Here is a 21,016-nt window from a genome sequence, read left to right as displayed (position 1 = left end):
ATTATTAATCTTGTTACGAAAGCTGTGGGTATTTTCTCGCAGAATTATTGAAAGAATTTAGTTTATAAGATTTAAATTATTATAAAAATGATGAATTTATATTTGTAGGTTAATATAACGGAGGTTTTACTATGTTTTCTAAATTTAAAACGAAAATGAAAGAACCCGCTTTTAAAAAGAAATTTATGATTTATGCTGCTGTAATGGCAATCTTCTGGCTGAAGATGTCCTTTATTCAAGGTGGGATTTTTACTCTTAATATAGAAAATGCCAATGAAGCGGCTATTTTAGCTTTTAACCCATTAAGCAGTATTTTTCTCTTATTCGGGGTAGGTATTCTTCTGGGTGGACGCAGAGGACTACTAGGCATGTATATTATTGGTTCGCTGCTGTTGTATGTAAACGTTCTGTTCTATCGGGAATACCATGATTTTCTTACCATTCCGATGTTAGGACAGGCTGCCAACCTGGCAGGAATGGGCAGCAGTATCACCGACATTTTATCAGGAACGGATATTTTCTTGTTTATTGATGTCTTCATTGCTGCGTTTCTATTATTCTATTTGAAACCGATGCGTTTCAAAAGTTTTATTCCTAAGCGGAAAGAAGGCTTGATTTTGGCTGTTATTGCTGTGCCCTTGTTCTTAGTGAACTTAGGCTGGGCGCAAACGGAACGCACGGAGTTATTAGAGCGGGCTTTTGATCGTAATTTGCTCGTTAAATATATCGGTGTGCTTAACTTCCACGCTTATGACATCGTCCTGCAGGGCCAGACAGAGGCCAAGAAAACTTTCGCGGACAGCAATGAACTTGTTCCGGCATTGAATTATTTGAATGAAAAGAAGACGGAACCGAACAGTGATATGACCGGCGTCGCTGAAGGGAAGAACGTGATCGTTTTATCCCTTGAGAGTACGCAGACCTTTGTTGTTGATAATAAGGTGAATGGCAAAGAGCTCACCCCATATTTCAATGACCTGAAAGAAGAAGGAGCTTATTTCAGCAACTTCTATCACCAGGTCAAACAGGGACGTACATCTGACTCTGAGTTTATGTTAGACAACTCTCTTTACGGATTGAACCGCGGGGCAGCCTTCTTCACTCATTCCGGAAATGAATATGAAGCAACACCGGAAGTATTAGGTGAAAAAGGATATACGTCTTCAACAATGCATGCCAATGATGAAACATTCTGGAACCGTAATGTGATGTATGAGTCTCTAGGGTATGATGAGTACTACTCTAAGAAAGATTATGATGTAACAGAAGAGAAGTCTTTTGGTTGGGGCTATTTGGACGAATATTTCTTCAGTGACTCTTTAGATAAGATGAAAGAAATGGATCAGCCGTTCTATAACAAGATGATTACTTTGACGAACCACCATCCATTCACCCTTCCTGAAGATAAGAAATTCATTGAAGAAGGGAATACTTCCAGTGAAACCTTGAACCGTTACTTCCAAACGATTCGTTATCAAGATGAAGCATTAAAACAATTCGTCGAGGATTTCAAGAAGTCCGATTTGTATGATGATACGATTCTGGTTATTTATGGCGACCATTTCGGCATTTCTGAAAACCACCAACAAGCCATGGGAGAATATCTGGATAAGGACATTAATGCATATGAACAATTCCAGCTTCAGCGTGTCCCTCTTCTTATGATCGGGGAAGGTATTGAACCACAAGAACATGATACGGTTGGCGGACAGATTGATTTACGGCCGACCATCATGAACCTTCTTGGTGTGAAAGATGAAAATCCAGTTCAATTCGGGCAGGATTTATTCAGTAAAGACCGTCGTGAGATGATGATTACACGTGACGGTGGCTTCGCCAATGAAGAATATGTTGGTGTGAATGAAAGCTGTTTCGATAGAGAATCAGGTGAAGAAGTAGAAGCAGATGCTTGTGCTCCTGGATTTAAACAAGCAGAAGAGGAACTTGCGTTATCTGATTCGATTGTTTATGGAGATTTGCTTCGTTACCTTGATGAAACCGAAATGATTGAGGAAAAAGAAAAAGAGTCTTCCCAGCAAAATGAATAAAGTATCAGATAAAAGCTTGTAGAGAAACCCAGTGTTTTTCTGCAAGCTTTTTTTCAATGAAATTATATAGAGCGCCTGGTCTCTCGATGTCTTACAGCATTCCGCCTCGTGAAGGAAAACCGCTTCACGGTACGGATCCTCTGAAGCATGTCGAGGCTGACCAAGGTGCTTGCACTTTGGCATGGACAAAACCATGGGCTGACATAGTCTGAAAGTAAAGAAGGAGAATAAACGCTGGGAATCGAATATGTATTCGAGAATCAATATTTTATTTAACAGGAGGACATTATGGGGAGAATCGTTCATTTTGAAATTCATGTAGACGATATGGAACGGGCGGAGAAATTTTATGGTGATGTATTTGGATGGACTTTTGAAGATTGGAGCGAATATGCGGGCATGCCTTATTTGGGAGCTGTGACCGGGGATGAAAAGGAGCCGGGAATTAACGGAGCTTTGATGAAAAGGCAAAGTGCTCCTCCGGAATTGAATCAAGCTTTGAATGCCTATGCATGCACACTGGGAGTGGAGAATTACGATGCTGTAGAGGCGAAAATCCTGGAAAATGGGGGTAAGGTCGCAATGCCTAAGTACGCTCTGCCTGGAATGGCCTGGCAGGGATACTATATAGATACAGAAGGGAACATTTTTGGCCTCCATCAACCAGATGAAAACGCAAAATAGCATACTTATGGGGAAGAAATCTAAAAGAATCCTTATCATGAGAGTTCTTCTTTTTTACAGAGCGCTTTTCTCTCACGTCGTTAAATTACCAGCGACGTGGAAGAAAGGCGCTTTTTCATATTGTCTAATGGTGCAGAAATGTCCTCACTTATGAAATAACAAGTGTGATGGACGGCCGTGTATATCATCAGAGAAGTACTCTAAGCCCCGTCTTATGAGAATGATGATTATGGCTATTGAATCCTCGATATACTTCAATTGTAAGATCAAATCACCCATAAATAGGAGGAAGAAAACATGAGCAAAAAAGCAGCAAAACAAACTGAGGTAAAAGAAAAAGACTTTGATTTGGAAGTGGACCTACTTGATCTTGACGAAGTAGGTGCAATTCCAGAAACAACTGCAAGCAGTGGAGGAAGCAGCTGTTCAGCAACTTCAACTTGTGGATCAAGTTCATGCTGTGGGTCTTGCTGATTAGTTTCATCAATTCTATGTGAAATGAGGATGGTTAAGAAATGAAGGGTCTGCTTATTTTCAACTATAACGCTGAGGAAGACGCTCGATTGGTTCATAAACTTACTACTATATTAGCTTGTGTCGATCGCTATTTCCTGTCGAGATCCTGGGAAGGCGGACCTCACTTGAAGATTACATTCGATGAGGATACGAAGGCATCGGTAATCAGGAGAGCGAAGGATGACATTAATCAGGTGATGAATGAGATTTTGATCAACGAAGAGCTGGAACGGCAGCTGATACAGAAGTATGAACGAAATGCCTCGACTTTGGCTAAGTTGGAAAATAAGGAAGAAGCATCGGCGATTGAAGAGCATGGAACAATTAAAATGGTCGATCACCATTTCTTCTATCACAACAGAGAAATAACCGACTTGTTCAATGAAATGAGATTTGAAGCACGGGCATTACTTACAGATTTATATATGTATATCCATAAACACAATATCAAGCTTTCCCACGCTTTTCCGGTTTTATTTCATTACGTCTCTGAAGTGTATAAGGAAGACGGCAAGAACAAAGGTTATTTCTCTTTCATTTCACATGTACATGGGTTTTTTGAACTTTCAAAAAAACAAGGGTTATCTTACAGCGAAGCGGAGTTTGAAAAGCACTATCAAGCAGAACGTTCTTCGATGGTTCTCTTTGCGGAAAAGCATAGTGGTTTCATCAACCAGTGGTCTACTTATTGGAAAAAAAGTTTCCACAAGTTGAAAATAAATATTGATGATGTCATTGATGAAAATTATTTGGAAGAGATGGAAGAGTCATTTTCATCTCTTAAGGAGTTCACTAATGACTTTCACCACCGGTTTTCTGACTATGCTTCAAAACAAGGGTTTATTTATGATCCATCGGCGACAGCCTACCGCTTCCTGATTAATTCATTATATATGTGTTTGCCATTTTTAAGAGTCAGTGCATTGAAGAAACAGCAATTCATTTATATGGCCTATCGATATACAGAGGAACTTAATGATGTCACTTGGAGGGAGCAAATTGGAATCAGGTAGACGAATTACGAAGAATCCGCTGGTGCTTTATCGCAGCAGTGGGATAGGAAAAGACTGGTACTTAAAGTTAATGAAGGCTTCCTCGTACTTGACTCGCCTACATCAGGATATTGAAAGGTTGAACATGGACATCGACTTAGAAAAACAAGCGTTGACGAGTAAGGTCGAGGCAATCTTTGCGGAACGAAAAGATAAAAAACTTCTTAATGTAAAGCGGGATATCCATAACTTTCGAGTAGAGAGGATGGAAAACTATCATGAAGATACTATTCAATCCTTAGAGGGGGTTTCACTGCTTCCTTTTCTTCAAATGTTACGGCAGAAAGGAAAGTTGCAAAAGGAGTTTGAGGACACCTACTATGCAGTGCTTATGGAAAATCGCCGAATATTAAAGTCGGAAACTCAAAATGAAAACTTATTAAAGACGGTGCTTTTCTTTAATGAAATGATTTACGGGAAAATAGCCAAGTATTCAGCCAAAGAAGTAGAAGAGCATAACAAAAAGTTGAGAAAGTTAGACTTCTTCCTAGTCAAAATGATGATTAGATCGTCGTTGAAAACTAGTCCTTTCTCTTACTTGACGAAAGTAGGTTCAGCTTCAAATGCTTTTCATGTAAAACAACAATCCAGCGTCGAGGTTAATCATGCATTGGCTTTTCACATGTTTTATGGGTTTTTAAGAACAAACGCTCAGGCGATAAGACGTATCCCCGTACAAGTTTCCAACTTTGGCACGAAAGGTTCGAAGGTGTATTTTGTGTCCCAGCACAGCACGAATAATTCCAATAAAGTCTATGAAACGAGCGATAAATTCGTAGAGTTTCAACTTGATCCTCAGGTTATCGATTTTATTCAGAAATTCAAAGGTCAGGAATTGACGTTTGATATCTTCAGGCAGCGCTTAAAAACATTGGGCATTTATGAATCTCAGGAGTATGATTTATTCAAAAAAATGATTGAACTTAAAGTGTTTGTCCAAAAAGCAAATGTTGGAGAGGGACGTTCCATTCTGAAAAATATGATTCACTTTTTGAAACGCTATCAGCTCAATCCTGCTTTTATTGAAGATTTATTTTCCCTTCAATCAGCGGTAGATAAGTTTGAAATAGGGACAGTGGAAGAGAGAAGGGAAGCTTGGCAGGAGACAAAAGAAATCGCAGATTCGTGGACGACAGACGACGTCCAGTTCAAAAATGAATGGCTTTTCGAAGATGTCATGGATCCGGTGATTGAAGAGGATCGAGTATCTCCGAAAGTAACGGAGGAATGGCTGGACTGTCTTTCCCAATTCACCTTGCTTTTCGACGTAAATGTCCGGGTTCAGTATGAGCTGGCTGCTTTGTTCAAAGAGAAATATGGACAGCGGGTGGTTCCATTATCAGAGAGTCGAATGTTAAATGAGGTGTTCTTCTCAAATATCCATAACTTTTATCCCTATTACCAGGATATCGAGTACCGCTATCATCAGGCCAAGGCTAAGGAAGTTCACCAGCTTGATGATTTACGTGACCGGTTCCTACTTGAATTGAAGGCAATGATTGACCAGGCAGAAGTGAAAGAACTGGATATTAAGCCGTTGATGCAGAAGTATGTAAGGATGATCCCGGCTGATTGCAAAACACATAGTGAAGTAAGTATCACTCTGTTTGCCCAGACCTCCGGAGAGAAGGTAGTGGTGAATGATATTTATGACGGTCAAGAAAAGTTCATTTCCCGATTCAAAGACTTTTTTGAAATAGATAATCATGAATATGCGGATTACATCAGCAAAAATTATACGGAGAAAAATTATTATGAAGTTGATGAATTGTTCGGATTCAATGGGGGGGTTCATCAGAGGGTTTATTCAAAGAAGGTCAATCTCAATGTTGGCTATCATCAATTTAATTACCCTGATCATCCATCTATCACTAGTTTCTCGGTGAAGTATGATGAAGATTCGAGGAAACTTCGTTTATTGGATCATAAGGGTACCGAGGCGAAGGTTGCTTATAAATCATCGCTTGTCCCCATATTTTTACCAGGGATCCTCTCTGTGTTACTCACTTTATTTCAAAGCGGACGGTTAAATTTTGATGTGAATGCTCTAGCCCGAAAGCGGCCGGTTATACCACGGCTGACGTACGGGGAAGTGGTTATGTATCGTCGTCGGTGGAATTTATCGAAAGAGACCTGCCAGCCTTTTATAGAAAGTGGAAAGGAAGATTCGGATCGTTATCAGCAACTGCATCAACATTTTGAAAAAAGACAATTGCCAAAGCAATTCTTCTTGAAATTCTATAAAGGTGAAGGCCAATTCACGAAGGAGAAACCATTGTTTGTTGATCTTAATGTCCCTTTGCTGTTCAGGGTTTTCGTAAATGAATGTAAGAGCGCCTGGTCAAAAGGGACAGATATCTATATTGAAGAGGCACTTCCTAATGCAGAGCAAGATGGAAAAGAGTTTATGGTTGAATATACCGTTGATCAGCAGGTAACTATTTCAGCGGGACTGGAGGGTGAAAAATGAGTGTGATTAATGTAAAAGGACTCCATAAATCTTATGGCAGCCACCACGTATTAAAGGGACTTGATTTTGAAGCGAATGAAGGGGAGGTTATTGGAGTCATCGGTAAGAACGGAGCCGGTAAATCGACGTTTCTTGAAATTCTAATGACCATCAAAAGCTTTGATGGAGGGGAGGTGACTGTTCTTAACGAAGGGGTAAGGGACCTAAGTATGAACCGGTTAGAAAGCCTGAGAAGAGATATTTCTGTGGTTCTCCAACCGACACAGTTTTATAAAACACTAAAAGTAGAAGAACTGCTGCGTCTCTTCAAATCCTATTACAAGTCAAAGCAAGATATTGAAAAGATTATGCAGGATTTCAAATTGGAAGAACACCGTAAGAGCTATTTTGATAAGTTGTCAGGAGGGTGGAAACAGAAAGTTAGTTTGGCTATCGCGTTTCTATCTGAGCCGAAACTCATCATCCTTGATGAACCTACTACAGGCCTCGACCCGCATATGAGGAATCTGTTGTGGTCCTATATTGTTGAGTACAACCAGAAGATAGGCGGGACCGTCATTTTGACGACTCACTATATGGATGAAATCGAAATGTATTGTGACAAAGTGATGCTGATCAATGAGGGAAAAAATGAAATGTTCGATACCACAGACAATGTATTGTCTTCCGGCTTTAATTCGATTAATGACTACTATCTTTCTAAGGTATCTGTATAGGAGGAATTTTCATGTTAGCGACACAGTTAAGGTATGATTTGCTGATGTTTTCCAGAGAACTGTTTTATTTGATTTTTACGATTCTCGTGCCCCCAGCTACTTATATTTTTATGGGGCAGTTGATTGGTGATAACACGTATGGGAATGGATTAAGCTATGCTGAAACATATACTCCCTCGTTTATACTGCTTATCACATTTTCAGTTATTTTCTTTGCGTTCGGCTTTGATAAGGTCATGAACCGTACGACAGGGGTTGAAAAAAGGATATCGATCTCCCCGGTACCGGAGCGGACACTTCTTGCTTCAAGTATTCTTAAATCTGTCATCATTACGAGCTTCGGTTTCATTCTGATCCATATCATAGGTATTTTTGTTTACAGCATGCCTGTGAAACCATTAGTCTATCTGACTTCTTATGGATTCTTTATTATTCTTAATGCTGTTCTCCTAGTGATTTCTTCTGCCATTTATTCATTGTTCAAGGAGATGAAGAGTGCACTCGTCTTCTCTATTTTGATTTTTCAAGTGGTCATGTTTACAGGCGATTTCTCTTTACCTGTCAGTCAAATGCCATCGTTCGTACAGGTCATTGCTAATATGAATCCAATCTATCACATGAACCACTTATTTATCGACGTTTGGAATCAGCAGCTGACATTCGATTCATCGACATTGATTTCATTCGGGGTCATAGGCGGGGTGTTTGCTGCTGCATTGGTAGTAATTCAATCTTCCAGAAGAAAGAAGGTCTAAAATGGACGTTTTAAAAGGGAGAAACACGATCCGCTATCATTACAAAGACGGGCACCTCTATTTATATGGAAGTGACCATACCTTCAAAGTGAAAGCTACGGAAGAAGATTACTTGACGATTCATTTTATGATCTCCGAGTTAAGAAACGGTGTCGTGAAGGAGGAAGCGTTAGTGAAGTTCCGTCGTTATTCTTCTTTACTCACTTTCTTAATCGAGAAAGACTTTGTGTACACAATCTCAAAAGAAGTGTTAAAGAACCATAAGGAACATGAATATTTCACTTGGCTGGAAGAAGTTTCTCCAAATAATGAGCAGTCATTGCAGATGTTGGAACGGTTAGCATTCGTCTGTCCGATTGAGGATGACGCCGCTTATTCGTTCATGAAGAAGTGTGAAGATAATGAGCTGAACTGCCGGATGGATCAACAGGCTGTATCCTACCAAGTTTGGAAAGACGACAAATGTCTGGCTTCTTACCTGCCGTATGTGAATGAACAGGAGGAGGTGGTAGTGGCTCCTTCTTCCAGTGCTTATCGCACGCCTGTAGATCACACACTCATAGCAGGGAAGTTATTATCACCTTTTCTTTTTTATTCCCTTGTTACCGCGGTTTTTAAAGATTATCCTTCAGTATTTTTTATTAAAAAAGATCTTGAAGTGACGAAGAAAGAATATTTCCAGCTGCAAAGGGCGGATAGTTATGTGAAGAAGAGCAAAAACAAGGATCCGATGAAATCACTCAATGCTCTAGAGAAATTCTTGCAAACGTATCAGTCCAGTATCTTATCATTCAACTCTGATGAAAGATATGAAAAATATCTTCAATTACCGATTCAAATTTTCACGGTACAACGAACTGGTAAATGGGAAGAATCTGACTTATTTGTAGCGGATATTGATTATGAACGATTATCTAAGTTTGTCGTGGAAGTGGTCTTCATTGAAGCACTCCAGAAGGAATATCATGAAAGGCTGTCATTATTTGAAGGAGGTCAGTTGATTCATAGAACAAAAGCGCTTGTAAAAGATGACGAGGGAAAGTTGAGAAAGATTGCTCGAGAAACCATTCCTGAATATGAGATGTTCCAGCGCCTACTTGAGAAAGAACAGCTTGATGTGACTTTTTATTACCATAGAACAGCCAGCGGAGAATTGGCTTTTTATATAAGAGATGAATACACACGATCTACTTATCGATATGAGTATGCCTTAATGAATAAAGAATACTTGCCCCTGCTCATCTACACATGGATCAGTGCCTTTAAAAATGGGATAAGCGTGGAAAAAACAGGATTCCAATCTGTCTCTATCAGTTCGGAGTTTAAAGAGGCGGAGGATTCTTTCGATTTCATTTCATCTGGTGATAAACGAGCGAATGATTCCAATCAACATACAAATATCAATCCGATCCTTGATGACTTGGGGTATGGTTATGAAGTTATGGAGGGGTAGATCATGACAATTCAAATATTGGATCCATCATTGGAAAAAGAGCAGGAGATTCCCATTTACAAAAATAACGCTTATATATTTGTCGGTCCTCTTCGTAATAAAGACCACTTTTGTTTTCAATGTTTCCAAGATCGATTGAAAGAAGTGGAATTGGATTCACACTACTTCACTTACCCTTCAACGATGGAACTCCAGGCTAGTGAGCACGATATAGTCACCGCATGTAAAAACAAGTTGAAGGAAAACGAGGAGGTGCCGTCCCTTTACATTATTCATCGGGAAAAGCTTAAAGTTGAGCTTCAAAGTACGTTTAAGCGAGGAGATTGCAAGCGCTGTGGCACGGATGAACCTGATCTGACCCCTAAAGTGGGCGAAGGGACTTTCACCAAACATCAGCTTCGTCATGAGACATTCGAAAAGGTACAGAAGCGCCTGGAGAAATTCCGCCCCCTGCTTTTTGGTAATAGGCCATCCTTAATTAATCAGATTACAAGGGCCGGGGATTCCTATGGAACGCCTATGGTCCAGTCGGAGGTTTTGTATAAGGGAACGTCAATGTTGTCTTTTGGGAGGACCGTCACCTACGCTATATCGAAGTATACTTCAATCTTAGAGTCTATCGAAAGGTATGCTACCGCTTATCCTTATAAAAAGAGCACTGAAACCTATCAGGAAGGTGAATCTGCTGCCATTGATTTAACCCTGAGTGAAGTCATGAAGACGAATAATTACACGAATACAACGGGTTATAACAAAAATTTGCGGATCTCCTATACGGAAGTAGAAGCCTTACATAAGAAAAGCGATGCATTAATACCTGAACAAATGGTTTATTTCAACTCGCATAAGATATCTGGAGAGAAAAGGTACATTTACGATAGCTCAAACGGGAGTGCGCTGGGTTCTACAGTAGATGAAGCAAGTCTACATGCCATGCTGGAACTGTTCGAACGGGACGCGTTCTTAGCGACCTGGTACGGTAAAATTCCGCCCGTACGTATCCAATTTGACGATAACTCTTTTGGCAATATCCATGATTACGTGGATGCTCTCAAAGCGAAGGGTATACAAACCCACCTGTTTGATATTTCCATGGAAATGAAAATCCCGACGATTTGGGTGCTGCTGGAGAAGGAGGACCCTCAGGAAAATGAGATGGCCTTTTACACAGCAGCAGCTGCTTCGTTAGATTTAGAAGACGCTTTGGAAAAAGCACTTATTGAAGCGACCACAGCGATATCCGTTTTCGAAAATGTCTTTCAGAATCCTGATGATCAACAAAGGAAGAAGTACTTGCTGGACAATCCTCACCTGGTTACAGAGTTAGAAGATCATTTGCTGCTTTATTCAAATAAGGAGATGAAACAAGCTTTTACTTTTGCGCTTGCTAGTCCATATCAAAAAACACCAGCTGAATTGGAAACCTATTATGAGCATTTCAGCGGTTCGTCCACCCGAATTATTGAAGAATGGCATGAGAAGATTATGTGCATTTCTCCAAAAGCTTACCGAGCAGTAATCCAAAACCCCAATTTGACTGTTTCCGGTTTTGTGAATGTAAAGTATATTGTTCCAGAAATGCTGACGATGACATTTGGTCATCAGAACAGGCGTGTTGTATTTTCCAGGATCGAAAAAGCTATTCGTCTTAAAGAAAGAGGTCTATTGGATGAGGAGTGGATCAAAAGCACCCCGCATCCATTCCCTTAGGAGGTGTTGTATGCTTGATGAACATTATTTAAATACGTATGGAGAACAACGTTTTGAGACATTTAGTTTCGGGCTCCCTGTAGAAGAAAAACCCATTATGGAACGACCCGTCGCTTATATTGATATGGATTTTCTGAAAAGGCATAACTCCCTTAATGAATGGGACAGCTTTCTATACAAAGTTTTCTCTAGCGTTGAAAGAGTCTATCGGATCGATTTTCATAGTAAATACTTCTTCCATACCACATCCCCAACGGCCAAGAACTTTCTAAGTATTCACTTGGTCCTTGCTCATAAAGGCTACCTTTATAAATTGAATCCTATGACTGACAAAATAGAAGTCAGTGAAAATACATGGATCAAAGGAGTAGAACCGGAGGGAATGTACCTCGCCTTAGTAAGTGATGACCGAAAATTGCAGCTTGATTATGGGGGGTTTTATAAAATGCTCTCAAGGCTCAATGTCGGTCATGCGAAGATGAACGTTGAGGCTGTCTTGGAAAGTGAGTCTATCCCTTACCATGAAATGCGCGAAGGGGACTTATATATGGACGAGCATATAGATTTTGTAGAGGTGGGGTTATGCTTTCGGATATCGCTGGCCCGACAGAACAATATGAAACCAATCAAGCGATTTCTTCTGGACCCTGTGCATGGATTTCAACAAAGAACGTCCAGTCAGACCCATAGTGGAGACGCGTTTCCACCGTTTCCACTGGATTCTTTTCATATGAAGTGTCTGGTAGATGAGGTTAATGGGTTAGAACAAAAACACAACATTAAGGTGGCTTGCTTTATAAACGACGCAGAGGAATACGAAAGAGGGTATTATCACTGGGCGAATGGAGAGTTCATTAAGGTCGATCAAACCTGCCAACCGCTTGAGTACCAAAATATTTTGAAAGAATATCATGCTTTTACGAATTTGACGAGCATGAACATCTGGTTGTTCTTCTACTTTGATAGAAATATGGGCTCATTCAATCGAACGTTCATGGATATAGGGTACGCGGGGCAGTATATTTCCTTACTTGTGAGCTCATGGGGTAGGACAGCAAGGGGGATGAAAAATTACGATGACCTTCATTTGAAGAAGTGTTTAGGGTTAACCACTGACGACTTTATTGGGTATTCTGTGATGATTGCTCCTCACCCCCGGTCATTGCAGTCGTCAGTTCTGAACCTATAAAGAATAGATTTAATCTAGTGAAAAGTATAAAGGAGGAGATCTCATGTGGGTGTCCAGACATATTTTTATTCATGATTATCAATTGATTGATGAATTCCTGGCCCATCACCTCTTACCATTTATGGATAATGAATGGCCAGGGGAATATTTTTTTATACGCTACTGGGATGGAGGGCCGCATATTCGTCTGCGCTATAAGTGGGAAGAATCAAGGAAAGGGATAGATGAGGAACTTTTCGAGATGCTGTCCGAATTTTGTGCAGAGTATGAAGACTGGCATTTCGCCCCTATCGATCATGATGAAAGAGTGAGCAAAACTGAAGGGGGAGGTGCTGGTATTTTCTATCCCAATTTCAGTATCCAGGATATAGATTATCACCCGGAGCTGGTGCGGTATGGAGGAAATACTGCGATGGGTGCATCTGAGGATATTTTTGTCGCTTCTACGCAATTGGCTAGTACTGTCATTCAGAAGATTTCTCGAAACAAAAGGTATGCGATCAGTTTTGATCTTATGTATGAGTGTGGGAAATTGGCAAGAAAGTTGGGAATCATTGACTCGGTAGAAGATTTTTTCAAGGATTACAATCTTGTTTGGAAGCATTTCAGTGATCAGCCTGAATATCCGGGTTTAACTGATTATCTAAAGCAACGAACGGAGAAGCGTGAAATGAATGGAGTAGTAGAGGCATACAAGCCATATTTGTCATTCCTTGGTGAAAAAATGCGCATGATTATCTATCATCAAGAGTCTTATGACAAACAGAATGTCTACTATATCCTTATCTCTCACATCCATATGTTCAATAATCGTTTGGGGGTCTCACCTGAAAGAGAATATTATTTTTCTAAGGTTTTGCATGAGTATCATCAGAGATTGTCGGTTCCTACTGTTAAACAGGGAGGGTAGGGCAATGTGGAAATGGGATTATAAGGTAGGGTTTGAAAACATGTTCATTGATTATCATCTCTCAACCATTAATGCTCCAGAATATACTTCAACACAAGTTTACCAACACCGTGAAAGAACGCTAGAGCGAACCTCCGGGCTTGTAACGAAAGATTTGTCCTTTTCTCTTCATGATCCGGACAATTTTGAAAAGACATTGTTGGATAGACGGACCTGGGTGACAAGTTTCCCTCAAGGACGAATCCTGGATGAGCAGTTGATTGCACACTTTGCTCAAATTGCCTTTATTGGAGGGGAGGGGGAGCGAAGGACATATCCCTCTGGTGGTGCTCAATATTACGTGAACATTCACTTTTTATTCAATGAAAATATAGTCTCCCCAGATTTGGTGCATGAGGGAAACATCTGTGAGGTGGATGCAGATCACAATCAGTTGGTTTTCAAAGATCATATACCGTGGTCGACGATTCAGAAATCTTTTATCCAAGAATACTTAGGGGCTACTGCACAATGTGCCATTGTCTTATCTGTTCCTTTATCCTCCATATCGAAGAAATACACAGATATTTCTTATAAGCTTGTCCAGCAAGAGGCGGGACATATCGGTCAGAATATTCAACTCGTTTCGACTCACTTGGAGCTGAAATCCGTCCCATTAGGCGGTTTTTATGATATGGAACTCAGTCACTTGATCGGAGGCCGAGAAACCGTATTGTATACATTCTTGATAGGGTAGGTGGAAGTTAAATGAAGCATTTGAAACATCGCTATGAGGTCAAAGTATATGAACAGATTCTTTTCGTCGAGGATTCGATATCTGGTGAAAAATTGTTTGGTTTTAAAGTATCAAAACATGATTCCGTAAAGTTGAGAAACCTTTTGTACTTTGGTATTCCGGCATCAGTATCGAGTTCAGAAGAACGGATAGCTCAGCAGATCGCAGAAAAATACAATTCATGTTTTTTAGAGGTTTTTGCTCCTGAGGAACAGAAGACCATTCACATCATCCGCTCATATACAAATCTTTTCCGACCAGCTTTTATATCTAGAAAACATTTCCAAAGCTATATGTCGGAGGTGGAGAAATTCTTAGAACATCCTAAAAAGGCCGTTTTGACCCTGGAATTAGAGAAAACTTCTGAAATATTGGAAAGGGAGCTGGTTTCCAACCCATTTTTTACAATAGATAAAGCAGGCGATGGGCGTGACCTTAATCGTACCAATAAGAGTCTTATAATTACCTCCCCCTCCATCTATAAAAAGCACAAAGAAAACTTCCGAAACTGCCGGGACCTGTTGTTTATGAGGACTAGTGAAGAACATTTATATATTGGTCCTCTTATTTATTCATCCAGATTCCAAGTTCCTCAATTTGATAATGCAGAAGTGAATCCAGCACCACTGCTGTTGCCGCAGGAGGAGCACCTTCTATACTTTTTTATCGAAAGAATCCTGTATTTTTATTTTTTTCAATTGAACGATAAGTTGAACCAGGATTGCGGAATGCCGGTCCGTCACAAGTTGGTTCTGAATCGATTAAGTTTAAATGGCTATAGTGAAAGAGTCACCTCTTACCCCCGGAGTCATGAGTCATATATCACCATTATGAAATAACGACTATGTCATTTTTCCTTTCATTTGTGACACTACCTTTCATTTACTAGTCTCATTTACGTGCATATTTACCGTTTGTAAGACTGAATAATCAGAAAATCACTCCATAGAGGTATATTATACCTAGAGGTGATGAGATGAAAGGGATACAGATTCAAGGTATGGAGATGACAGAAGTCGTAGCAGACAGGTGTGCAAGCTGGTTACATAAGAAAAGTAAAGGTGATCGCCGCCGTTACTTGAAGATGAAATTGGGGTTTGAAACGCTGTTCATCAACCTTTCGAAGATGGTGGTGGTGTATGCCGTTGCCTTATGGTTCCAAATTTTTCTCGCTACCCTGCTTTTCCATCTTTCTTATTATACGATACGAAGAACTTCTTATGGCAGACACGCAGGTAACAGCCTCATGTGCAGCCTCATCAGTATCGTAATCTTTGTAGGGATTCCTTATGTAGCTCCTTTCATTGTTTTGCCCACCTCAATGATCATTCTATTGTTTCTAATAAATGGTTGGTTGATTTATAAGTTTGCCCCCAGTTTTACGACTAAGAATCGAATTCCATCCAGGAAAAAGCAGCTAAAACTCCGCAATCAGTCTCTTGGTACATGTATTATCATTATGGCGGTTACCCTCATGATTTCCGATTCAACAGCACAGACACTTCTTACTTCGGGCGCCACATTAGCAAGTTTACTGACAATACCAAATAATATAGTGAAATGGAGGAAGGTAACATGAAAGAAAAAGTAGAAAGAGTGATGGAGAAATTCATAGGGGTAGTTACTGAGTTTGGAGTGTCATGTGGAGAGGCAGCTCTACATAGAAGTTGTTTTGCGTTCTTATATGAACCGGAAGTACCTGAAGAATTACAGGATGAAGAAATAGACTGAAAATCTTCCAGTGTTCCAAAAGAATTGCAGCCATGGTAAAATGCTCCTAAAAGGATGATAAGGAGCATTTTTACCGTGATTACAACTATAGGCGGTTTGATTCAAGTCATTGTGCTTTGTTTAATTAATTTCTTTTTACTTGGTTACAAAGAAAAAAGAAAAGAAAAGTTCCTTCTCGCTTTGTTTTTAGCGGGCAGTTCCACTGTTTTATTTTTTTACATAGGTATATTAGGTGTTTTTATTCCCATCCTATTGTTAATGTTATTCAACTATCGATTCACCAGAAAAGTAATGAATAGTGTTTTTCCACCGTTATTCGCTTTAATGGTATTGGTACTCAGTGATCATCTAAGCTTTTTAGTCGATATCTACCTTTACAATGTTACTGTAGAGCAAATGGAAACTAAACTGCCTTTTTTCATCTTACATATGATTTCTTATTTGCTTTTTTCTGCTTGTTTTACTTTAGGAACAATCTTCATTATAAAAAAAATCAGACATAAAGTTGTGCTTACAAAGAAATATGGAACGTTCTTACTCGTTCTTCTTTCATTGACGATCATCTTTCTTTATGTGAATATCCTTGTTTCTGAGCAGGCAGGTTTTTCGCGTGAGGTCGTGCAGCTGAACAGTTATATATTCGTTCTTTACTTTTTGATATTCATTACAATTGGCCTCATTCTGTTATCTTCCATCATCAAAGAATTGCAATGGAAAAATAGGCAGGACGAATATAAACAGCTTCGCACCTATTCTGAGAATCTGGAAGAAATGTATGGCGAATTACGTAAGTTCAAACATGATTACATCAATATTCTTTCAACAATGTCCGAGTATATACGAAAGAACGATATGGAGCAGTTAGAAAAATACTTTAATGACAAAGTGCTCCCGACAGGCCAGGATATTAAGAAAGATTACTATAAACTTGGAGATTTGAAGAATATAAAGATACTCGAAATCAAGGGAGTCCTCGTATCTAAGTTAGTCAAAGCACAGGATTCAGGGGTGGATGTTAACTTCGAAGCAGTAGATCCCGTGGAAGAATTCGCTATGGATCCAATGCTTTTAAGCCGTTGCTTGGGGATTATTCTCGATAATGCGATAGAGGAAACCCAAGAGCATGACAATAGCATTATCAACATTGCGTTTGTTAAAAGGGAAAAATCTACAATGATTGTTGTGCTGAATACGATTGGCGGCGAAGTTCCTACCCTCTATAAAATCTATGAGCAAGGATATTCAACAAAGGGAAGCAATCGAGGATTAGGATTAAGCAATTTAAAGGAAATCACCTCTAAAACAGAAAATGTCACACTAGAAACAAAGGTTGAAGGAAGAATTTTCTTTCAAGAAATCGAAATTTTTCATGAGGGGGAAACGGCATGATCGATGTTTTTATATGTGAAGATGATTTACAACAAAAAAAACGGATCACCCAATATATCGAGAACTATATTATGATGGAGAATTTGGATATGAAAGTGGCCATTTCAACGGATGACCCTGATGAAATTATAAATTACTTGGAAGAAAACCGCGTGAACGGCCTTTACTTCCTGGATGTTGACCTTCAACATGAGAAAACGGGAATCGTGCTTGGAGCAGAAATAAGGAAGCATGATTCACGAGGGTCGATTGTGTTTGTGACTTCTCATTCTGAGCTGACTTACTTAACCTTTCTGTACAAAGTTGAAGCTATGGATTATATCATTAAGGATGATTTTACAGATTTGCAACAAAGAGTGATTGCCTGTATCGAAACCGCTAATGAGAGGCATCTGGCAACATCCACAGAATCCAGCCAGCGATTCCAAATAAAAAGTGGAGATAAGGTAATCAGTGAAGAATATAAGGAAATTCTATTTTTTGAAACCTCATCGAAACTACATAAGATCATTATGCATACAGATTCTCGTCAGGTTGAGTTTTATGGAAAACTCAAAGAAGTAGAGAGTCTGGATGATCGTTTTTATCGTTGTCACAATTCATTCGTAGTGAATAAGGATAATATTCAATCCATAGATAAGAAAAGCCGTGAAATAACAATGGTGAATGGGGAATCCTGCTTTGCTTCCAGCAGGTACATGAAAGGCTTGAATAAAGAATTAGGTTGAAAGTTTCTTGGAATCGAAACAGTTTGTAAAATAGAAAAAAGACGGCTTCCATTTTAATGCGGGAGTCGTCTTTTTTTCTATTTAAGGAGAGGGAGGTAGGAAGCCTTTATTCTGAATGGGAAAAACCATAATTAATGAAGTGATTGATCATCACAGCCATCTCAGCAGGCGACTGATCCATATCATTATCGATCCAGTCCTTGATGACATGGATGGCTCCACTGATTACAAAAGTACTTAAATACTCTGATTCTTTTTTGTTTAAGTGTTGATTCTTCATCCCGTTGTCCATCATGAATCGCCGGGTCAATTCCATCATGCGTTTTTCAAAAGTAGGGACAGAGTCCTTGTTCAACAAGGTTTGGAACATAAGCTTATTTTCTGTTACATACTCTAAGATTTTCTCAGTCATCTGTATGGATTCTTCTTCCCGTTCATAGCTATAGCTATGCAGATATCGATCCATGTCCTCTGTGATTTCTTTTTCGATTTTACTGAGTAAGTCGTAATGATCAGAGTAATGGGTGTAAAAGGTCGAACGGTTAATGTCTGCGATTTCGCATACTTCTTTGACAGTGATTTCCGAAATCGTTTTTTTGGATAGTAAGGTAACCAGGCTTTCCTGCAGTACTTTGCGGGTGTATTTTTTTCTTCGATCCAATTTAGCGGTCATCGATGAAACTCCCTTTTGTTAAATTTATGTGACAATCCAACATTTCCAATGAGATGTGTTGGGAAACTAACGTAAATTAAGAAACTGTTTGTTGAATATCCAACACTGTGTCAATAAAATAATAGAGTGTATGCAAGGAATTTGCAAGAGAGGATGACGCGTTATTAATATAATCGATCGAATCATAAAGCATAAAAAAAGTATCGTTATTATATTTGCAGCTATTACTTTATTCAGTATAGTTGCACAGTTTGCCGTTTCGGTCAATTACAACATGGCGGATTATCTCCCGGAAGATTCTCCATCGATGAATGCGATGGACTTGATGAAAGAAGAGTTTGACGAGCCGGTGGAGAATGCACGAGTAATGATCAAAGATGTGTCGATAACTGAGGCGCTGACCTATAAAGAAGAACTGGAAGCTATCGAGGGGGTAAGCGGGGTTACATGGCTGGATGATGTAGTGGATTTGAAAGTTCCTCTCGAAGTAGGCAGCAAGGATACCATAGAGACTTATTATCAAAATGATTCTGCTTTATTCTCTTTGAACATTGAAGAAGGATATGAAGTGGAGGCGACCGATCAAATTTATAAACTGATCGGAGAAGAGAATGCGATTGCAGGTGAAGCAGTCAACACGGCTACTTCGCAAAAAATGGCTGGCAGCGAGTCGATGTATGCAGGAGCTTTACTCGTTCCGATTATTATTTTGATTTTGGTTTTATCGACGAATTCCTGGATGGAACCGGTCTTCTTTTTGACAGCGATCGGTGTTTCTGTCCTGATCAATCTAGGGACCAACATCTTTATTGGTGAGATATCTTTCGTGACCCAGTCCGTGGCTCCGATTCTGCAACTAGCGGTGTCATTGGACTATGCGATTTTCCTGCTTCATAGTTTTTCGGATTATCGGAAGAGAGTGTCAGAGCCCAGGGAAGCTATGAAGCTTGCGATGAAACGATCCTTTCCAGCAATCGTTGCCAGTGCTTCCACAACATTTTTCGGCTTTACTGCACTGACCTTTATGGATTTCGGAATCGGCGCTGACTTAGGGCTCAATCTGCTAAAAGGAATTCTGCTGAGTTTCATCAGTGTGATGGTCTTTTTACCTGCTTTGACATTGATGTTCTATCACTGGATCGATCGTACTCAGCATCGGTCGTTCGTTCCGGACTTTAACAAAATCGGTAAGCGTGTTATGAAATTCAGAATTCCAAGTTTGATCCTTGTATTATTGATTATCGTCCCGGCATTTTTAGCTCAAAGCCAGACCTCATTCATATACGGAACCGGAGAACATCCGGAGAACACCCGTGCCGGCCAAGATGTGACGGCCATTCAGGAAGAGTTTGGAAAAAACATGCCGATGGTGCTGCTTGTACCAGAAGGAGACAGGGCCAAAGAGGAAGAAATGGTTCAGGATTTAGAAAACCTTCCTCATGTTTCAAGTGTGCTTTCTTACGTGAACATGGTCAGTTCGGCGGTCCCGCCGGATTATTTGGAGGAATCGATGACAGAATCTTTTTATTCTGATGACTATGCACGGATCACACTTTATACGGAAACAGATGCAGAAGGGGAAAAAGCCTTTTCCTTGATCGAACAGGTCCATGAAACTGCGGATTCCTATTATGATGAGACACATCTATTAGGGGAGAGCGTAACTTTGTACGATATGAAAAACATCGTCCAGGATGACAACAAATTAGTCAATTGGTTGACCATCATTACCGTTACCCTCGTGCTTTTGATTACGTTCCGTTCAATCACCATTCCGCTTGTACTGTTATTGACAATACAGGCATCCGTTTGGGTCAACTTAGCCTTCCCATATTTTATGGATACGCCGCTCGTGTATGTCGGCTACCTGCTCATCAGCACAATTCAACTGGCCGCGACTGTGGATTATGCCATCTTGTTCACGGAAAATTACAAGCATCTACGCCAAGAAATGCCAGCTTTACAGGCTATCAGGAAAACAATCGATGATAAGATTTTTGCGATATTCGTATCAGCGTCCATCTTATCAAGTGTCGGATTCATCCTATGGATCACATCATCCAACCCGATTGTGTCATCGATAGGCTTACTGCTTGGCCGGGGCGCGTTACTGGCCTTCCTCATGGTCGTATTCGTCCTGCCGGCTTTATTAGTAGTATTGGACTGGGTAATTGAAAAGACAACATTTAAAGCAAACTTTTTTAAGGGGAAATGATA

At 39.9% G+C, this 21,016-nt stretch carries 19 protein-coding genes; 18 read left to right on the top strand and 1 reads right to left on the bottom strand.

What is annotated here, in order from left to right; translation table 11 throughout:
• The first annotated feature begins 131 nt into the window (after nt 1–131).
• The 17 genes from HLI_RS08180 to HLI_RS08100 all read left to right on the top strand — a co-directional run bounded on the left by HLI_RS08180 (nt 132) and on the right by HLI_RS08100 (nt 18,126).
• Entirely contained in the window at nt 132–2,048 is a 1,917-nt protein-coding gene (locus HLI_RS08180; RefSeq protein ID WP_128524535.1) for an LTA synthase family protein, read from the top strand.
• Between the two features lie 288 nt (nt 2,049–2,336).
• On the top strand, nt 2,337–2,732 hold the full coding sequence (locus HLI_RS08175) for a VOC family protein (protein ID WP_128524534.1): 396 nt from the start codon (nt 2,337–2,339) through the stop codon (nt 2,730–2,732).
• A gap of 297 nt (nt 2,733–3,029) precedes the next feature.
• Complete coding sequence (locus HLI_RS08170) at nt 3,030–3,206, top strand: thiazolylpeptide-type bacteriocin (protein WP_128524533.1); 177 nt, start codon at nt 3,030–3,032, stop codon at nt 3,204–3,206.
• A 41-nt stretch (nt 3,207–3,247) separates the two neighbouring features.
• A complete protein-coding gene (locus HLI_RS08165) occupies nt 3,248–4,261 on the top strand; it encodes a hypothetical protein (RefSeq protein WP_128524532.1) in 1,014 nt (337 codons plus the stop codon).
• Entirely contained in the window at nt 4,248–6,770 is a 2,523-nt protein-coding gene (locus HLI_RS08160; protein WP_164908518.1) for a lantibiotic dehydratase, read from the top strand. The genes HLI_RS08165 and HLI_RS08160 overlap by 14 nt, the downstream gene beginning before the upstream one ends.
• A complete protein-coding gene (locus HLI_RS08155) occupies nt 6,767–7,486 on the top strand; it encodes an ABC transporter ATP-binding protein (protein ID WP_128524530.1) in 720 nt (239 codons plus the stop codon). The genes HLI_RS08160 and HLI_RS08155 overlap by 4 nt, the downstream gene beginning before the upstream one ends.
• An 11-nt stretch (nt 7,487–7,497) precedes the next feature.
• Complete coding sequence (locus tag HLI_RS08150) at nt 7,498–8,241, top strand: ABC transporter permease (RefSeq protein WP_128524529.1); 744 nt, start codon at nt 7,498–7,500, stop codon at nt 8,239–8,241.
• 1 nt (nt 8,242) lies between these two features.
• Nucleotides 8,243–9,694: a hypothetical protein gene (locus HLI_RS08145; protein ID WP_128524528.1), complete on the top strand. Its 1,452-nt coding sequence runs from the start codon at nt 8,243–8,245 to the stop codon at nt 9,692–9,694.
• A 3-nt stretch (nt 9,695–9,697) separates the two neighbouring features.
• Nucleotides 9,698–11,404 carry a YcaO-like family protein gene (locus HLI_RS08140; RefSeq protein WP_128524527.1) on the top strand — a complete coding sequence of 569 codons (1,707 nt, stop codon included), beginning with the start codon at nt 9,698–9,700 and terminating at the stop codon, nt 11,402–11,404.
• A 10-nt stretch (nt 11,405–11,414) separates the two neighbouring features.
• Complete coding sequence (locus HLI_RS08135) at nt 11,415–12,593, top strand: hypothetical protein (protein ID WP_128524526.1); 1,179 nt, start codon at nt 11,415–11,417, stop codon at nt 12,591–12,593.
• A 43-nt stretch (nt 12,594–12,636) separates the two neighbouring features.
• Complete coding sequence (locus HLI_RS08130) at nt 12,637–13,503, top strand: thiopeptide-type bacteriocin biosynthesis protein (protein WP_128524525.1); 867 nt, start codon at nt 12,637–12,639, stop codon at nt 13,501–13,503.
• A 4-nt stretch (nt 13,504–13,507) separates the two neighbouring features.
• Nucleotides 13,508–14,239, top strand: a complete 732-nt coding sequence (locus tag HLI_RS08125; RefSeq protein WP_128524524.1) for a nitroreductase family protein — start codon at nt 13,508–13,510, stop codon at nt 14,237–14,239.
• 11 nt (nt 14,240–14,250) lie between these two features.
• Entirely contained in the window at nt 14,251–15,117 is an 867-nt protein-coding gene (locus HLI_RS08120) for a hypothetical protein (protein WP_128524523.1), read from the top strand.
• 137 nt (nt 15,118–15,254) lie between these two features.
• Nucleotides 15,255–15,857 carry an accessory gene regulator AgrB gene (locus HLI_RS08115; RefSeq protein WP_128524522.1) on the top strand — a complete coding sequence of 201 codons (603 nt, stop codon included), beginning with the start codon at nt 15,255–15,257 and terminating at the stop codon, nt 15,855–15,857.
• Entirely contained in the window at nt 15,854–16,009 is a 156-nt protein-coding gene (locus HLI_RS08110; RefSeq protein WP_164908517.1) for a cyclic lactone autoinducer peptide, read from the top strand. The genes HLI_RS08115 and HLI_RS08110 overlap by 4 nt, the downstream gene beginning before the upstream one ends.
• Nucleotides 16,010–16,084: 75 nt before the next feature.
• On the top strand, nt 16,085–17,398 hold the full coding sequence (locus HLI_RS08105) for a sensor histidine kinase (RefSeq protein ID WP_164908516.1): 1,314 nt from the start codon (nt 16,085–16,087) through the stop codon (nt 17,396–17,398).
• Entirely contained in the window at nt 17,398–18,126 is a 729-nt protein-coding gene (locus HLI_RS08100) for a LytR/AlgR family response regulator transcription factor (protein ID WP_277750313.1), read from the top strand. The genes HLI_RS08105 and HLI_RS08100 overlap by 1 nt, the downstream gene beginning before the upstream one ends.
• A 106-nt stretch (nt 18,127–18,232) precedes the next feature.
• On the opposite strand, the gene HLI_RS08095 is transcribed toward HLI_RS08100, so the two are convergent.
• On the bottom strand, nt 18,233–18,799 hold the full coding sequence (locus tag HLI_RS08095; RefSeq protein WP_128524518.1) for a TetR/AcrR family transcriptional regulator: 567 nt from the start codon (nt 18,797–18,799) through the stop codon (nt 18,233–18,235).
• Between the two features lie 274 nt (nt 18,800–19,073).
• Here HLI_RS08095 and HLI_RS08090 point away from each other — a divergent pair, with 274 nt between their 5' ends.
• Nucleotides 19,074–21,014: an efflux RND transporter permease subunit gene (locus tag HLI_RS08090; protein ID WP_128524517.1), complete on the top strand. Its 1,941-nt coding sequence runs from the start codon at nt 19,074–19,076 to the stop codon at nt 21,012–21,014.
• Nucleotides 21,015–21,016 lie beyond the last annotated feature (2 nt).

This window comes from Halobacillus litoralis (genome assembly GCF_004101865.1).
GTDB lineage: Bacteria > Bacillota > Bacilli > Bacillales > Halobacillaceae > Halobacillus > Halobacillus litoralis_A.
This window is presented reverse-complemented; position numbering and strand designations above follow the sequence as displayed.

Coding starts and splice junctions, on each gene's coding strand:
- HLI_RS08110 (WP_164908517.1), top strand. CDS start 15,854: ATGAAAGAAAAAGTAGAAAGAGTGATGGAGAAATTCATAGGGGTAGTT.
- HLI_RS08180 (WP_128524535.1), top strand. CDS start 132: ATGTTTTCTAAATTTAAAACGAAAATGAAAGAACCCGCTTTTAAAAAG.
- HLI_RS08120 (WP_128524523.1), top strand. CDS start 14,251: ATGAAGCATTTGAAACATCGCTATGAGGTCAAAGTATATGAACAGATT.
- HLI_RS08115 (WP_128524522.1), top strand. CDS start 15,255: ATGAAAGGGATACAGATTCAAGGTATGGAGATGACAGAAGTCGTAGCA.
- HLI_RS08090 (WP_128524517.1), top strand. CDS start 19,074: ATGGCGGATTATCTCCCGGAAGATTCTCCATCGATGAATGCGATGGAC.
- HLI_RS08175 (WP_128524534.1), top strand. CDS start 2,337: ATGGGGAGAATCGTTCATTTTGAAATTCATGTAGACGATATGGAACGG.
- HLI_RS08125 (WP_128524524.1), top strand. CDS start 13,508: ATGTGGAAATGGGATTATAAGGTAGGGTTTGAAAACATGTTCATTGAT.
- HLI_RS08165 (WP_128524532.1), top strand. CDS start 3,248: ATGAAGGGTCTGCTTATTTTCAACTATAACGCTGAGGAAGACGCTCGA.
- HLI_RS08150 (WP_128524529.1), top strand. CDS start 7,498: ATGTTAGCGACACAGTTAAGGTATGATTTGCTGATGTTTTCCAGAGAA.
- HLI_RS08130 (WP_128524525.1), top strand. CDS start 12,637: ATGTGGGTGTCCAGACATATTTTTATTCATGATTATCAATTGATTGAT.
- HLI_RS08170 (WP_128524533.1), top strand. CDS start 3,030: ATGAGCAAAAAAGCAGCAAAACAAACTGAGGTAAAAGAAAAAGACTTT.
- HLI_RS08155 (WP_128524530.1), top strand. CDS start 6,767: ATGAGTGTGATTAATGTAAAAGGACTCCATAAATCTTATGGCAGCCAC.
- HLI_RS08140 (WP_128524527.1), top strand. CDS start 9,698: ATGACAATTCAAATATTGGATCCATCATTGGAAAAAGAGCAGGAGATT.
- HLI_RS08145 (WP_128524528.1), top strand. CDS start 8,243: ATGGACGTTTTAAAAGGGAGAAACACGATCCGCTATCATTACAAAGAC.
- HLI_RS08095 (WP_128524518.1), bottom strand. CDS start 18,799: ATGACCGCTAAATTGGATCGAAGAAAAAAATACACCCGCAAAGTACTG.
- HLI_RS08135 (WP_128524526.1), top strand. CDS start 11,415: ATGCTTGATGAACATTATTTAAATACGTATGGAGAACAACGTTTTGAG.